Source organism: Mesorhizobium sp. B3-1-7, assembly GCF_006439385.1.
Classification (GTDB): domain Bacteria; phylum Pseudomonadota; class Alphaproteobacteria; order Rhizobiales; family Rhizobiaceae; genus Mesorhizobium.
The window spans coordinates 372,123-386,573 of record NZ_VFTL01000001.1; the positions used below are offsets into that span (position 1 = coordinate 372,123).

11 protein-coding genes and 2 pseudogenes are annotated in these 14,451 nt (G+C 63.4%); 8 read left to right on the forward strand and 5 right to left on the reverse strand.

The genetic code is table 11. The annotated features are described in order from the left end of the window. Nucleotides 1-260 precede the first annotated feature (260 nt). Nucleotides 261-1,124: a prephenate dehydratase gene (locus FJ417_RS01745; protein WP_140782240.1), complete on the reverse strand. Its 864-nt coding sequence runs from the start codon at nt 1,122-1,124 to the stop codon at nt 261-263. A gap of 10 nt (nt 1,125-1,134) precedes the next feature. Next, a complete protein-coding gene (locus FJ417_RS01750; RefSeq protein WP_140782241.1) occupies nt 1,135-1,863 on the reverse strand; it encodes a 3-deoxy-manno-octulosonate cytidylyltransferase in 729 nt (242 codons plus the stop codon). 192 nt (nt 1,864-2,055) lie between these two features. Between FJ417_RS01750 and FJ417_RS01755 the strand changes: the two genes are divergently transcribed. From FJ417_RS01755 to FJ417_RS01785, 7 genes and pseudogenes are all read left to right on the forward strand, one after another. Next, nucleotides 2,056-2,745: a cytochrome c family protein gene (locus tag FJ417_RS01755; RefSeq protein WP_140782242.1), complete on the forward strand. Its 690-nt coding sequence runs from the start codon at nt 2,056-2,058 to the stop codon at nt 2,743-2,745. A gap of 157 nt (nt 2,746-2,902) precedes the next feature. Further along, a complete protein-coding gene (locus FJ417_RS01760; protein ID WP_140782243.1) occupies nt 2,903-4,783 on the forward strand; it encodes an extracellular solute-binding protein in 1,881 nt (626 codons plus the stop codon). After that, entirely contained in the window at nt 4,783-6,660 is a 1,878-nt protein-coding gene (locus FJ417_RS01765) for an extracellular solute-binding protein (RefSeq protein WP_140782244.1), read from the forward strand. Before FJ417_RS01760 ends, FJ417_RS01765 begins: the two co-directional genes overlap by 1 nt. A gap of 30 nt (nt 6,661-6,690) precedes the next feature. Further along, nucleotides 6,691-7,785: a microcin C ABC transporter permease YejB gene (locus FJ417_RS01770; RefSeq protein WP_140782245.1), complete on the forward strand. Its 1,095-nt coding sequence runs from the start codon at nt 6,691-6,693 to the stop codon at nt 7,783-7,785. Continuing rightward, nucleotides 7,785-8,924 (forward strand): ABC transporter permease, encoded by a 1,140-nt coding sequence (locus FJ417_RS01775; RefSeq protein WP_140702696.1) that lies wholly within the window; start codon nt 7,785-7,787, stop codon nt 8,922-8,924. The genes FJ417_RS01770 and FJ417_RS01775 overlap by 1 nt, the downstream gene beginning before the upstream one ends. Further along, on the forward strand, nt 8,921-10,549 hold the full coding sequence (locus tag FJ417_RS01780) for an ABC transporter ATP-binding protein (RefSeq protein ID WP_140782246.1): 1,629 nt from the start codon (nt 8,921-8,923) through the stop codon (nt 10,547-10,549). Before FJ417_RS01775 ends, FJ417_RS01780 begins: the two co-directional genes overlap by 4 nt. A 40-nt stretch (nt 10,550-10,589) precedes the next feature. Continuing rightward, nucleotides 10,590-11,532: pseudogene (locus FJ417_RS01785) on the forward strand (glyoxylate/hydroxypyruvate reductase A). Between the two features lie 46 nt (nt 11,533-11,578). On the opposite strand, the pseudogene FJ417_RS33435 reads toward FJ417_RS01785, so the two are convergent. The 3 genes and pseudogenes from FJ417_RS33435 to FJ417_RS01800 all read right to left on the reverse strand — a co-directional run. Then, nucleotides 11,579-11,680 (reverse strand): annotated as a pseudogene (locus FJ417_RS33435) (AAA family ATPase); the annotation flags it as partial. Nucleotides 11,681-11,740: 60 nt separating this feature from the next. After that, a complete protein-coding gene (locus tag FJ417_RS01795) occupies nt 11,741-12,115 on the reverse strand; it encodes a hypothetical protein (RefSeq protein ID WP_140782247.1) in 375 nt (124 codons plus the stop codon). Between the two features lie 73 nt (nt 12,116-12,188). After that, nucleotides 12,189-13,133, reverse strand: coding sequence for a methyltransferase domain-containing protein (locus FJ417_RS01800; RefSeq protein WP_140782248.1), 945 nt, complete (start codon nt 13,131-13,133; stop codon nt 12,189-12,191). 229 nt (nt 13,134-13,362) lie between these two features. Between FJ417_RS01800 and FJ417_RS01805 the strand changes: the two genes are divergently transcribed. Further along, entirely contained in the window at nt 13,363-14,373 is a 1,011-nt protein-coding gene (locus FJ417_RS01805) for a ligase-associated DNA damage response exonuclease (RefSeq protein WP_140782266.1), read from the forward strand. The last annotated feature ends 78 nt before the right edge of the window (nt 14,374-14,451 follow it).

The following is a 14,451-nucleotide window of genomic DNA, read 5'->3' on the forward strand; positions in this document are numbered from 1 at the left end:
AACGTCGGAGATTGGCGAAGGCCTTCGTGCTTCGTCACCCACGGGCGAAGCAAGGAGCGAAGCGACACGCGCAGACCCGAGGATCCATGCCGTGACTTCGACGCGTTGCGACGGTCCAGAATTCTGCTCCGCCGCGCTCTACGATCAAGGTTACGGAATGGATCCTCGCGTCTGCGCTCCGCTTCGCGTCGCTCCGCCCGTGGATGACGAAGTCGCGAAGGCTCCCCCAATCTCGAAGGTCGTGAGCTCCGACTAACCGGTCAATCCGCCACCTTCCACTCATCGCGCGAGGCGCTGGCCGGATAGACGCCGAGGATGCGCATTTCGCGCGAGAAGAAGCGCAACTCGTCGAGCGCCAGCTTGACCAGCGGATCGTCCGGGTGGCCCTCGATGTCGGCGTAAAACAACGTCGCGGTGAAGGCGCCGAGCTGGTAGCTCTCGAGCTTGGTCATGTTGATGCCGTTGGTGGCGAAGCCGCCCATCGCCTTATAGAGCGCGGCCGGCACGTTGCGGACACGGAAGATGAAGGTGGTCATCATCTTGGCGTCCGGCGCGGGGCGCTCCACCCATTGCTTGTTCTTGGTCAGCACGACGAAGCGGGTGACGTTCGAATCGGTGTCCTCGACATTCTTCTCGATGATATCGAGCCCATAGAACTCCGCAGCCAAAGCCGGCGCCAGCGAGGCCATGGTGCGGTCCCGGACCTCCGAGACCATCTTGGCCGAACCCGCCGTGTCGCCGGCGATCACCGGCCTCCAGCCGTTCTTGCGGATATATTTGCGGCACTGGCCGAGCGCATGGATGTGGCTGTGCACGGTCTTGATCTCTTCGCGCTTCACCCCCGGCAGCACCATCAGCTGGAAATGGATCGGCAGGAAATACTCGCCGGCGATGTGCAACTTCGATTCGGGCAAGAGGTGGTGGATGTCGGCGACGCGCCCGGCGATCGTGTTCTCGATCGGGATCATGGCGAGCTCGGCCTTGCCGGTCTCGACCGCGTTGAAAGCATCCTCGAAGGTCGGGCAAGGCAACGGTTCCATCGACGGGAACATGTTGCGGCAGGCCGTGTCGGAATTGGCGCCTGGCTCGCCCTGGAAGGAAATTCTGTTGGTCTTTTCAGCCATCACGGATGTCTCAGTTTGAGAGGATTTTTCGCGCCCGCTCGAGGTCGTCGGGGGTGTCGACGCCAAGCGGCAGCGATTTGACGATCTCGGCGTCGATGCGCATGCCGGCTTCCAGCGCGCGCAGCTGCTCCAGCCGTTCGCGCCGCTCCAGCGGCGACGGCTTGAGCGCCACGAAGCGTTCCAGCGCCGCACGGCGATAGGCGTAGAGGCCGATGTGGTGGTAGAGCGGCCCCTCGCCCCAGGGCGCGGTGGCGCGGGTGAAATAGAGCGCTCTCAACCGTGTCGCCGAAAGCGGCGAGCCGACGATCTTGACCACGTTCTGGTTGGTCTTCTCCTCGTCGCGCACGATCTCGACGCCCAGCGTGGCGATATCGACCGATTTGTTCTCAAACGGCCGCAGCGACGCGCCGATGATCTCGGGATCGATGGTCGGCAGGTCGCCCTGGACGTTGACGATCGTTTCCACCTGCTTTTCGGGGTCGAGGGCCGTCAGCGCCTCGAAGATGCGGTCGGAGCCCGATTCGTGATCCGCGCGGGTCATGACGGCCTCGAAGCCATGCGCCCGCACGGCTTGCGCGACGGCTTCGGTATCGGTCGCCACCACCACGCGGCCAAGCCCGGCCTCGGCGGACCGGCGGGCGACATGGACGATCATCGGCGCGCCCGCAATGTCGGCCAGCGGCTTGCCCGGCAGACGCGTCGAGGCCATGCGGGCGGGGATCAGGATCAAGGTTGACATCGGATTTCAGGGCGGTCGAAAAAAGCGGATGGAAAGTGGCAAAAGGTCTCACTGGAAGCGCCCTTATAGGTGTTGCAACGCCTGAGCAAAAGACCTAGTTTCCGCCCGATTTGACTGGCCTTTCGAGGCAGTTCGCGATACCGACGGACGGAGTGGACGGGACGGTCCGCCGGAAAAGGGAGCAAGGGGCGTATGGATTCCAACGAAGTCAACAAGCTGCTCGGCGGATTTCTGGGAACCTGCTTCCTCGTCTTTTCCATAGGCCTCGTCTCGGACGGATTGTTTGCCTCGCCGGCGCCCGAAAAGCCCGGCTTCGCCATCGAAGCGCAGGAACCGGCCGAAGGCGGTCCGGCTGCTCCCGCGGCGGAAGCCAAGCCGATCGCCGACCTGCTCGCCACCGCCAATGCCGAGGCTGGCGCCGCGATCTTCAAGAAATGCCAGGCCTGCCATTCCGGCGAAAAGGGCGGTCCGAACAAGGTCGGCCCGGATCTCTGGGATATCGTCGACCGCCCCGTCGCCGAGCATGAAGGCTTCGCCTATTCGGCCGGCATGAAGGATTTTTCGAAAGGCGGCCAGGAGCACTGGACCTACGACAATCTCAACCACTTCATCACCTCGCCGAAGAAGTTCGTGAAGGGCACGGCGATGGGCTTCGCCGGTCTGCCGAAGGATGAAGACCGGGCCAATGTGATCGCCTATCTGCGCACGCTGTCGGACAATCCGAAGCCGCTGCCGCAGCCGGGCGCTTCGGCCGAGGCCAAGCCCGCCGAAGGCGCCAAGCCGGCGGAAGGCGCCGCACCCGCGAAGCCCGCAGAAGGCGCCGCGCCGGCCAAGCCGGCCGAGGGAGCCGCTCCGGCCAAGCCCGCGGCGCCCGCTCAATAAACAATTTGTCGCAGAGACTTCCTTGGAAAAGCCGGGTTCGTCCCGGCTTTTCTGTTGGGAAAGCTGCATGGGCGGCGACAAAGGCGGCACTTGCGGTTCCCACCGGCGTCAAATGATCTAGATTGCGGGTGAGCAAAGTTCGCGACGAGGAGAACGCATGAAGGTTGGCCGCTTCCGCACGCTTTTCGCATCGGCGTTCGCGCTCGCCTTCGCCGCCAGCCTGCAGGCCGGCTTCGCCGATGAGTGGCACACGACGTCGTCGCTGATCGGGCCTTCAAAATACGGCGAGAATTTCCAACGTTACGACTACGTCAATCCCGATGCGCCGAAAGGCGGGACCTACAACTCCGTCGTCACCGGTACGTTCGACAGCTTCAACCCCTATATCGTGCAGGGATCGCCGACCGCGGGGCTGGTCGGCTTCGGCGGCGGGCTGCTCTACGACACGCTGATGGACCAGGCGACCGACGAGGGCAGCGTCAGCCACCCGCTGGTCGCCGATGCCTACAAATACCCTTCCGACTATTCGTCCGCCACCTACCGGCTCGATCCGCGGGCAAAATGGCATGACGGCCAGCCAATCACCGTCGATGACGTGATCTGGTCCTTCCAGGTGCTCAAGGCCAACAGCCCACAATACAGCCGCTATTTCGAGAACGTCACCGACGCTGTGGCGATCTCCGACCATGAGGTCGAATTCCATTTCAACCAGAAGGGCAACCGCGAGCTGCCCAAGATCCTCGGCGATCTCGTCGTTTTGCCGAAGCACTGGTGGGAAGGCACCGATGCCAGCGGCAAGAAGCGCGACATCACCAGGCCGACGCTGGAGCCGCCGCTGGGCTCGGCCGCCTACAAGATCGCCAGCTTCAAGCCGGGCTCGGAGATCGTCTGGCAGCGCGTGCCGGACTATTGGGGCGCCAAGCTGCCGGTGAAGGTCGGCCGCGAGAATTTCGATACCCAACGCTTCACCTACATACTGGACGACAACGCCGCCTGGCAGGCCTTCACCAAGGGCGGGCTGGACGACATCAAGCCGGAAAACAGCTCGAGACGTTGGGCCACGGCTTATAATTTTCCCGCCATCGGCGCCGGCGACGTGATCAAGAAGGAATTCAAGACCACCTCGCCGGAGCCGATGCAGGCTTTCATGCTCAACCAGCGCCGGCCGCTGTTCCAGGATCGCCGCGTGCGCGAAGCGCTGACCTATCCTTACGATTTCGAGACGATGAACCGCACGCTGTTCTTCAATTCCAACACGCGCACCAAAAGTTATTTCCAGGGCACCGAATTGGCGTCGAGCGGGCTGCCGCAAGGCAAGGAGCTCGAGATCCTGGAGAAGTATCGAGACAAGCTGCCGCCTGAATTGTTCACCCAGGAATTCAAGCTGCCGATCTATGACTCGCCGCAGGCGGAACGGAAGTTTCTGAAGCAGGCGGTGGACCTCTTCGCCCAGGCGGGCTGGGTGATCAAGGGCGGCAAGATGGTGAACGCCAAGACCGGCGCGCCGTTCAAATTCGAGATCCTCGGCACGTCCGACACGGACCAGATCCTCTCAGGCAATTATATCGCCAACCTGCGCAAGATCGGCGTCGATGCGACGCTGCGGATCATCGATCCCAGCCAATACGTCAACCGCGTCAATAATTTCGACTACGACGTCATCACCAACCTGCTGCAGCAGTCGGAATCGCCGGGCAACGAACAGCGCGATTTCTGGAGCTCGAAGGCCGCCGACGCGCCCGGATCGCGCAACTATTCCGGCATCAAGGACCCGGTTGTCGACGCATTGGTCGACCGCATCATCTTCGCCACCGATCGCGACGACCTCGTCGCGGCCACCCACGCGCTCGATCGGGTGCTGTTGTGGAACTACTATGTGGTCCCGCAATTCTACCGCGCGGTGGTGTGGCTGGCCTATTGGAACAAGTTCGGCATGCCGGAGAAACAGCCCACCTACCGGGGCGCGGATATCGATTCCTGGTGGATCGACCCGGTGAAGGAAAAGGCGCTGGCCGCCAAGTACAAGGGCCTCAATTGATGGAGCGGCGGACTTTGCTCCCTCGCCGCGACTTCCTGGCGCTCGGCGCCGCAGCCACGGCTGCCGCGTTGCTGCCCGGCCGAGCTTTTGCCGAGACCCCGACCGGCGTCAAATTGCATGGCCTGTCGGCCTTCGGCGACCTGAAATACAAGCCCGACTTCACGCATTTCGACTATGTCGATGTCGATGCGCCGCAAGGCGGCACCTTCAACTTCTCCCCGCCCAACTGGGGCGCCAACCAGAGCCCGCAGACCTTCAACACGCTGAACTCATTCGTCGCCAAGGGCGATTCTCCGCAGCGCATGGAAATGTGCTTCGATTCCTTGATGGTGCGGGCGCTCGACGAGCCGGACGCGGTCTATGGACTGATCGCCGACGGTGTCACAATCTCCGACGACCGCAACGGCTTCACATTCTCGCTGCGCCCGCAGGCGCGCTTCCATGACGGCTCGCCGCTCACCGCCGACGATGTCGCCTTCACCTTCAAGCTGCTGAAAGACAAAGGGCATCCGGACTACGCGCTGTCGCTGACGCATCTGGAAGATGCCGTGGCGAGGGACGCTCACACCGTCGAGCTCAAATTCTCCGGCAAGCAATCGGCCCGCACCATCCTCAACGTGGTCGGTTTTCCGATTCTTTCGAAGGCCTTCTTTACCGCCAACCCGTTCGATTCCTCGCAGCTCAATCCGCCGCTCGGCTCTAGCGCCTATACGGTCGGGCGCTGGTCGGCGGGCGCCTGGATCGAATATGAGCGCGTGGCCGACTATTGGGGTAACGACCTGCCGGTCAATCGCGGCCAGAACAATTTCGGGCGCATCCGCATCGAATTCTACCAGGACCGGACGGCCGGGTTCGAGGCCTTCAAGAAGGGTGAGATCCTCTACCGCGAGGAGTTCACGTCGCGCGTCTGGGCGACGGCCTACGATTTTCCGGCCTTTACCGCCGGCAAGGTGATCAAGCATGAGTTCCCCGCCGAAACCACGCCCTCCATGCAGGCCACCGCGGTCAACCAGCGGCGGGAGCAGTTCAAGGATCCGCGCGTGCGGCAGGCGATCGCGCTCTGCTTCGATTTCGAATGGACACGGCGCAACTTCTTCTATGGTTCCTATGAGCGCTCGCAATCCTGCTTCGAAAAATCCGACTTCCGGGCCGCGGGTATGCCAACGCCGCAGGAGCTGGCGCTGCTGGAACCGCTGCGCGACCAGCTGCCGCCGGAGACCTTCGGCGAAGCGGTGACGCAACCGCCGTCGGACGGTTCAGGGCGGGACCGCAAGCAACTGAGCGCGGCACTGAAATTGCTCGCTCAGGCCGGCTGGAAGCGCTCCGGCGATTTCGTGGTCAATGACAAGGGCGGGCGGCTCTCCGCCGAATTCCTGGTCGACGACGAGACCTTCGTGCAGGTCTATTCGCCCTGGGTAGCCAACATGAAGGCCATCGGCATCGATGCCTCGATCCGCCTGGTGGATTCGGCACAGTACCAGCTCAGGCAATCGACATTCGATTTCGACCTGCTCTCGGCCGCCTTCAATTTCAGCGCCACGCCGACCCGCGACGATCTGGAAATTTTCTTCCACTCGCGCAGCGCCGCCGTATCGGGCTCGCGCAACCTGTCGGGCATTGCAAGCCCGGCCATCGACGCGTTGATCGATGCCGTCGGCGCCGCCAAGGACCGTGAAAGCCTGACCACCGCCATGCGCGCCTTGGACCGGGCCTTGCGCGCCCGGCGCGATTGGATTCCAAGTTGGTATCTGGCGAATCACCGAAGCGCCTATTGGGACATGTTCGGCTTCCCCGAACAGAAACCCGATTTCGGCTTTCCGGTCGAGGCGCTGTGGTGGGTCGACAAGGGCAAGGCGGCAAAGATTGGCAAAGCCTGACATCACTGTTCGCGCGGGGCCCGTCGCCTGATGGGCGCCTATATCCTGCGCCGCATTCTTCTCATGATCCCGACGCTGTTCGGCATCATGGCGATTTCCTTCGCGGTCATCCAGTTCGCGCCGGGCGGCCCGGTCGAGCAGGTGATTGCACGGCTGACCAACCAGGGCGGCAACGATCGCCTCGGCAGCGGTGGCGGCGACGCCGGTGGCGCCAATTTCGACGTTGCCGGCGATGTCGGCTCGAAATATCGCGGCGCGCAGGGGCTCGATCCCGGATTCATCAAGAAACTGGAGAAGCAGTTCGGCTTCGACAAGCCGCCGCTCGAGCGCTTCGGCATGATGCTGTGGAACTATAGCCGCTTCGATTTCGGCGACAGCTATTTCCGCGATATCTCGGTGCTGAACCTGATCCTGGAGAAGATGCCCGTCTCCATCTCCATCGGCCTGTGGATCACGCTTTTATCCTACCTGATCTCGATCCCGCTCGGCATCCGCAAGGCGGTGAAGGACGGCTCGACCTTCGACGTATGGACAAGCGGCGTCGTCATCGTCGGCTATGCCATTCCAGGCTTCCTGTTCGGCATCATGCTCATGGTGCTGTTCGCGGGCGGCTCGTTCTGGGACTGGTTTCCGCTGCGCGGCATCGTTTCGGACAATTGGGACCAGCTGTCGTGGCCGGGCAAGATCGCCGACTATTTCTGGCACATGACGCTGCCGCTGACGGCGCTCGTGCTTTCGGCTTTCGCGACGACCACCCTTCTCACCAAGAACTCCTTCCTTGAAGAAATCCGCAAGCAATATGTGGTGACGGCGCGCGCCAAGGGGCTGTCGGAGCATAAGGTGCTCTACGGCCACGTCTTTCGAAACGCCATGCTGATCGTGATTGCCGGCTTCCCCGGCGCCTTCATCTCGGCCTTCTTCACCGGCTCGCTGCTGATCGAGAACATCTTCTCGCTCGACGGCCTCGGCCTGCTCGGCTTCAAGTCGGTGATCGACCGCGACTATCCGGTGGTGTTCGCCACCCTCTACATCTTCTCGCTGCTTGGCCTGTTCGTCGGCCTTTTGTCAGACCTGATCTACACCTGGGTCGATCCGCGCATCGACTTCGAGCGGAGAGACATCTGATGGCCGAGGCCGCGATCGAAAGCGCGCCGGCGCGGCCTCGCAGGCCATTTCTGTCGCCGCTCAACCAGAGGCGGTTGCAGAATTTCAAGGCCAACCGGCGCGGCTACTGGTCGCTCTGGATCTTCCTTTTGCTGTTCGTGCTGTCGCTGTTTTCCGAGCTGATCGCCAACGACAAGCCGATCGTCGTCTCATACAAGGGCGAGATCCTGTTTCCGGTTCTGGTCGCCTATCCGGAAGAGAAGTTCGGCGGTTTCTACGCCGTCACCGATTATCGCGATCCGGTGATCCAGGACGAGATCAATTCCAATGGCTGGATGATCTGGCCGCCGGTTCGCTACTCCTACCAGACGGTCAACAACGCCATTCCGGAACCGGCACCGGCAAAACCGTCCTGGCTTTACGACAAGAAGACGCGCTGCAGTCAGTACCCGAAGGGAGAGGCCGACGAGAACTGCGTCGTCGGCAACTGGAACTGGCTGGGCACCGACGACCAGGCGCGCGACGTGCTGGCGCGCGTGCTCTACGGCTTCCGCATCTCGGTTCTATTCGGCCTGATCCTGACGCTCGGCTCGTCGCTGATCGGCGTCGCGGCCGGCGCGGTGCAAGGCTATTTCGGCGGCTGGACCGACCTCCTCTTCCAGCGTTTCATCGAAATCTGGTCGGCGATCCCGGTGCTCTACCTCCTGCTGATCGTCTCGGCCATCCTGCCGCCGGGCTTCTTCATCCTGCTCAGCCTGATGCTGCTGTTCTCCTGGGTGGCGCTGGTCGGCGTGGTGCGGGCCGAATTCCTGCGCGCCCGCAACTTCGAATATGTCAACGCGGCGCGGGCGCTCGGCGTGCCGAACCTCACCATCATGTTCCGGCACCTGTTGCCGAACGCCATGGTGGCGACGCTGACCTTCCTGCCCTTCCTGCTCTCGGGCTCCATCTCGACGCTGACCTCGCTCGACTATCTCGGCTTCGGCCTGCCGCCCGGCTCGGCCTCGCTCGGCGAGCTGCTGAAACAGGCGCAGCGCAACCTCAACGCCCCTTGGCTCGGCATCTCCGGCTTCATCGTCATTTCGCTGATGCTGTCGCTGCTGGTCTTCATCGGCGAGGCGACACGCGACGCCTTCGATCCGCGCAAGACGTTCAAATGAGCGAAGCCCTGCTGTCCGTCCAAGATCTGAGCGTCGCCTTCGCGCAGGGCGGCAAGCAATCGATCGCCGTCGACCATATCTCATTCGACATCGCCAAGGGCGAGACGGTTGCCCTGGTCGGCGAATCCGGGTCGGGCAAATCGGTCTCGGCGCTGTCGGTGCTGAAGCTCCTGCCCTATCCCGCCGCCAGCCATCCCTCGGGCAAGATCCTGTTCAGCGGCGCCGACCTGCTCGCCATGAACGAGAAGGCGTTGCGCGGCGTGCGCGGCAACAAGATCACCATGATCTTCCAGGAGCCGATGACCTCGCTCAACCCGCTGCACACGATCGAGCAGCAGATCGTCGAGGTGCTGCACCTGCATCAGGGCATGCGCGATCAAGCCGCCCGCGCCCGCACGCTGGAGCTGCTCAACGAGGTCGGTATTCGCGATCCGCAGAAACGCCTCGACGCCTATCCGCACCAGCTCTCCGGCGGCCAGCGCCAGCGCGTCATGATCGCCATGGCTTTGGCCAACGAGCCGCAGCTTCTGATCGCCGACGAGCCGACGACGGCGCTCGACGTCACCGTGCAGGCGCAGATCCTCGAATTGCTGGCGAAGCTCAAAGCCCGCAAGGGCATGTCGCTGCTGTTCATCACGCACGATCTCGGCATCGTGCGCAGGATCGCCGACCGCGTCTGCGTCATGACCAAGGGCAAGATCGTCGAGAGCGGCCCGACCGGGGAAATCTTCGCCAATCCGCGGCATGACTATACAAAGCATCTGCTGGCGGCTGAGCCGAAGGGCAAGCCGCCCACGGCCGACCCGGGCGCCAAATCCGTCATGACCGGCAAGGACATCAAGGTCTGGTTCCCGATCAAGAAGGGCTTCTTCCGCAAGACCGTCGACCATGTGAAGGCCGTGGACGGCATCGACGTCACGGTGCGCGCCGGCCAGACGCTGGGCGTCGTCGGCGAATCCGGCTCGGGCAAGACGACGCTGGGCTTAGCGCTCGCCCGGATGATCTCCTCGACCGGCACGATCAATTTCAACGGACGCGACATCAACCAGCTCTCCTTCAGCGCCATGCGGCCGCTGCGGCGCGAACTGCAGATCGTCTTCCAGGATCCGTTCGGATCGCTCAGCCCGCGCCTGTCGGTCTCGGAGATCATCGAGGAAGGGCTGAAGATCCACGAGCCGAAGCTCTCGGCCGACCAGCGCGACGACAAGGTGGTCGCCGTGCTGAAGGAGGTCGGCCTCGATCCCGAGACGCGCCACCGCTACCCACACGAGTTTTCCGGGGGCCAGCGCCAGCGCGTCGCCATCGCCCGCGCCATGGTGCTCAACCCGCGCTTCGTCATGCTCGACGAGCCGACCTCGGCGCTCGACATGAGCGTGCAGGCGCAAGTGGTCGACCTTCTGCGCGGCCTTCAGGCCAAGCACAATCTCGCCTATCTCTTCATCAGCCACGACCTTAAGGTGGTCCGCGCCCTTGCCAATGACGTCATCGTCATGCGCAATGGCCAGATCGTCGAGGCGGGACCTTCCGCACAGATTTTCAGCGGCCCGCAAACCGACTATACGCGGGCGCTGATGGCGGCAGCCTTCAAGATCGAGACGGCACCGACCGGCGTGGTCAGCGAGTAATCGGACCCGCACCGGCGAAACAGGGAAGAAAAATCCGCAAATGGAAAAAGGCAAAGTCCTGCTTGCCCTCACGGGCATCCACCCGCAGCGCTGGCATGAGTTGCTCTCGGCCGAGCGCGAGGTCGTGCTGGAGCCAAACGGGGCCAACGATCCGTCGATCACCTATGCGGTGGTGTGGAAGCAGAAGCCCAACCTTCTCAAGTCGCTGCCCAATCTGCGCGTCATCTTTTCGATCGGCGCCGGCGTCGACCATATCTTTGCCGATCCCGGCCTGCCAGACGTGCCTATCGTCAGGATCGTCGCCGACAATCTCACCCAATACATGACCGAATATGTCGTATGGCGAGTGCTCGACCATCACCGCCAGAGCATGCTCTACCGCGGCCAGCAGGCGAAGAAGACCTGGCACGAGCCGCCGCAACGGCCGGCCGGCGACATCGCCGTCGGCATCATGGGCCTCGGCCATCTCGGCCGCGCCGCGGCTTCGGTGCTGCTTTCGCTCGGTTTCGCCGTCAATGGCTGGTCGCGCAGCGAGCGGCCGATGAAGGGCGTTTCGACCTATGCCGGCGAGGCCGGGCTGATCCCGTTCCTCAATGCCACCGACATCCTGGTCGTGCTGTTGCCGCTCACGCCGCAAACCCAAGGCATCGTCAATTACGGGCTGCTCAAGGAACTGCGGCCGGCGCAACGGGCTTGGCGGCGCCGTGCTGATCAATGCCGGGCGCGGACGCCTGCAGAAGGACGCCGACATCGTGCGCGCGCTGGACGACGGCACGCTGAAGGAAGCAAGCCTCGACGTGTTCGAAGTCGAGCCACTGCCGAAGACCAGCCCGTTATGGAGCCACCCGAAAGTGTTCGTCACGCCGCATGCGGCGGCGACCTCGGACCCGGCCCATCTGGTACCGATCATGCTTCGCCAGATGGCCGCCTTCGAGCGCGGCGAAAAGCTGGACAACCTGGTCGACAGAGAGGCCGGATATTAGTTGGGAGACAAATTCCGATCGCGGAAGCAAAGAGCTGATCCAGGCGATCCAAGCCGCGCTTGCGGGCGATCGCATTGGCAAGAGTGGACTTGCCGCTGTTGGACGGTCTCAGGATGCAGATGCGGTTGCCGAGATCCGAGAGATTCATGGCGGCTTTCAAACACGAAAGCTCGACGAACCGACCGATCGCAAAGCGGAATATCGAATATCAGGAAGGCTTCGAGCCCGGCAGCCCGAACGTCTCCTTCTTCTTCGGCTTGCCGCAGTCGCGGCGGTCGATCGAGCGGTTCATGGCGTCGATCTCGCCGCTCGCCTTGTTGCTGTCGCGCGAAGCCTTGGAGCGCAAGTCCGGCGTGAACGGGCCAAAGCCCATCGCCGGATTGGAGAAGCTCGGCTTGGCGGTGACAGGCAAATTGTTCTGCTGCGCCAGTTGATTGCGCTGCGCCAGCAATTGATCGCAAGGCACATCGTCATACTGCAATGAGGATTGGACGTCCTCGTCCTGACGCTCGGCCATCGACGTGCCGCCGACACATCCGGCCACCGCCAGGCAGGACGCCAACGCAATCATGGTCCAGCGCATGGATATCTCCTCGTGGTATCCGCCCCGCGCAACCCGGACCATGCCATTCAGGCTTTTTCGCAGCAAGGTCGACTCATGCCGTTGCCGGATTCCCCGCCTCGGTAGCTGTAGCAGGGAAGCCAGCCACGATGGCCAGGCCCTCGACGGGATCGCGCCGGTCGTGACGGATAACCATGCTTTCCAGCGACAGGACCGAAAGCCCGTTGGCACAAAGCACGTGCCGCGAATAGGCCTCGGAATGGGCATAACGCCGTGACGGCAAAAGGGCGAAATCGCCGCCGCCGACAAGCGTCTCGAGCGAAAAGGCGAATATGCCGCCATCGGCAAGCATGTTCGCAACCGCGCCGACGATACGATCGAGCGCGCCGACATAGATGAACACGTCGGCGGCGACCACGAGGTCGGCTCTGTCGCCGGTGTGGGAGAAATGCTGAAGGTCGGCCTTGGCCAGCCGGTCGTAGATGCCCTTGGCCCTCGCCTTTCTCAGCATGCCGGCCGAGATGTCGTAGCCCTCCAGCCGGTCGACGAAAGGGCGCAGCCTTTCGCCCATCAGGCCGGTGCCGCAGCCAAGGTCGAGGGCCAGCCGGAATCGGCCGGGCCTTGCCTTGCCAATGGCGCGCCCGAGAAAATCCGGCAGCCCGTAGCCAAGCTTGCCGACAAGCGATTGCTCGAAACTGTCGGCGTAGTGGTCGAACAAGGTCTCGACAAAGGCGCTGGGCGGTGCCGCCGCGGCGGACGCCTTGCCGATCAGCTGAAGCTTGAGCGCGGCGCCAAGGCGATCCGCGGGGTCCAGCTTCAGCGCCATGGCCCAGGCTTGCGCGGCCTGGTCGGCCAGGCCGGCTGCTTCCTGCATCTCGCCGAGGCGAAACCAGCCGGCGGCCCAGCGCGGCGCCAGCTCCAGCGCGCCAAGCAAAAGCTCCGCCGCCTGCGCAGGCTCGCCCGAGGCGAGAAGCATCTCGGCGAAATCGGCGCGACGGTCGGCATTCAAATCGCCCGACGAGGCCTGGAGCGGTTTCATTCGTGAAGGATCCCACCGGCGAGGCGGGCCGGCGGCTGGCTCCATAGCATGATCCCGAACCAAAGGTCAGCGAAGCAAAAAGTGGGAACCGGTTTTCGGAGAGAGATCATGCTCCAACAAAGAGCTGGATCGTGATGGCGTTTCAACGAGACGCGATGCGATCCAGGACGAGTCAGCAGTCTCTTGCAACGGGCTTCCCGGCGCAAATTTAGCTACTATGTTCAAAGCCATGCGCGCCAGCGACCTGCTCAAATCCCGGCCGGAGGGCCTCTACTGCCCGCCCGGCGATTTCTTCATCGATCCGGTGCGGCCCGTCGAGCGGGCTCTGATCACGCACGGCCATTCCGACCATGCGCGATCCGGCCACCGCTCGGTGCTTGCGACGCAAGAGACGCTCGACATCATGGGACTGCGCTATGGCGAGGATTTCGCCGGAACGACGCAAGCGGCAACTCCCGGTCAGACGATCGACATCAACGGCGTCGCCGTCACCTTCCATCCGGCCGGGCATGTGCTGGGCTCGGCGCAGATCTGCGTCGAGCACCGGGGCATGCGCATCGTCGCCTCCGGCGACTACAAGCGGCAGAAGGACGCGACCTGCGTGCCGTTCGAGCCTGTCCGCTGCGATGTCTTCATCACCGAAGCGACCTTCGGCCTGCCGGTGTTCCGGCATCCGCCCGACCATGAGGAGATCGCGCGCGTGCTCAAATCGGCGGCGCAGTTTCCCGAGCGCTCGCATTTGATCGGCGCCTACGCGCTCGGCAAGGCGCAGCGCGTGATGCGGCTGTTGCGCGACGCCGGCTATGACAGGCCGATCTATATCCACGGCGCGCTGGCCAAGCTCAGCGAATATTATCAGAGCCAGGGCATCGATCTCGGCAGGCTCGAGCCGGGAACCGTGGAGAGCGGCAACAAGGCCGATTTCGCCGGCGCGATCGTCGTCGGCCCGCCGTCGGCCTTCGCCGACCGCTGGGCGCGGCGTTTTCCGGACCCGATCTCCTGCTTCGCCTCGGGCTGGATGCGCATCCGCCAGCGCGCCAAGCAGGGCGGCGTCGAGCTGCCGCTGATCATTTCCGACCACGCCGACTGGGACGAGCTGATCATCACCATCAAGGAAACCGGCGCGGAGGAAATCTGGGTCACGCATGGCCGCGAGGAGGCGCTGGTGCGCTGGTGCGAGCTGGAGGGCATCGCCGCGCGGCCGCTGCATCTGGTGGGATATGAGGACGAGGGCGATTGATGGCGATTCTTGATGCGGGAATTGGCAACGCCGCGATCCTTCACACCCCCCTCTGGCCTGCCGGCCATCTCCCCCGCA

Bases quoted from the DNA above. Each gene is read 5' to 3' on its own strand.
- FJ417_RS01800 (WP_140782248.1), bottom strand. From the start codon at position 13,133: ATGAAACCGCTCCAGGCCTCGTCGGGCGATTTGAATGCCGACCGTCGC.
- FJ417_RS01805 (WP_140782266.1), top strand. From the start codon at position 13,363: ATGCGCGCCAGCGACCTGCTCAAATCCCGGCCGGAGGGCCTCTACTGC.
- FJ417_RS01775 (WP_140702696.1), top strand. From the start codon at position 7,785: ATGGCCGAGGCCGCGATCGAAAGCGCGCCGGCGCGGCCTCGCAGGCCA.
- FJ417_RS01760 (WP_140782243.1), top strand. From the start codon at position 2,903: ATGAAGGTTGGCCGCTTCCGCACGCTTTTCGCATCGGCGTTCGCGCTC.
- FJ417_RS01780 (WP_140782246.1), top strand. From the start codon at position 8,921: ATGAGCGAAGCCCTGCTGTCCGTCCAAGATCTGAGCGTCGCCTTCGCG.
- FJ417_RS01795 (WP_140782247.1), bottom strand. From the start codon at position 12,115: ATGCGCTGGACCATGATTGCGTTGGCGTCCTGCCTGGCGGTGGCCGGA.
- FJ417_RS01770 (WP_140782245.1), top strand. From the start codon at position 6,691: ATGGGCGCCTATATCCTGCGCCGCATTCTTCTCATGATCCCGACGCTG.
- FJ417_RS01745 (WP_140782240.1), bottom strand. From the start codon at position 1,124: ATGGCTGAAAAGACCAACAGAATTTCCTTCCAGGGCGAGCCAGGCGCC.
- FJ417_RS01765 (WP_140782244.1), top strand. From the start codon at position 4,783: ATGGAGCGGCGGACTTTGCTCCCTCGCCGCGACTTCCTGGCGCTCGGC.
- FJ417_RS01755 (WP_140782242.1), top strand. From the start codon at position 2,056: ATGGATTCCAACGAAGTCAACAAGCTGCTCGGCGGATTTCTGGGAACC.
- FJ417_RS01750 (WP_140782241.1), bottom strand. From the start codon at position 1,863: ATGTCAACCTTGATCCTGATCCCCGCCCGCATGGCCTCGACGCGTCTG.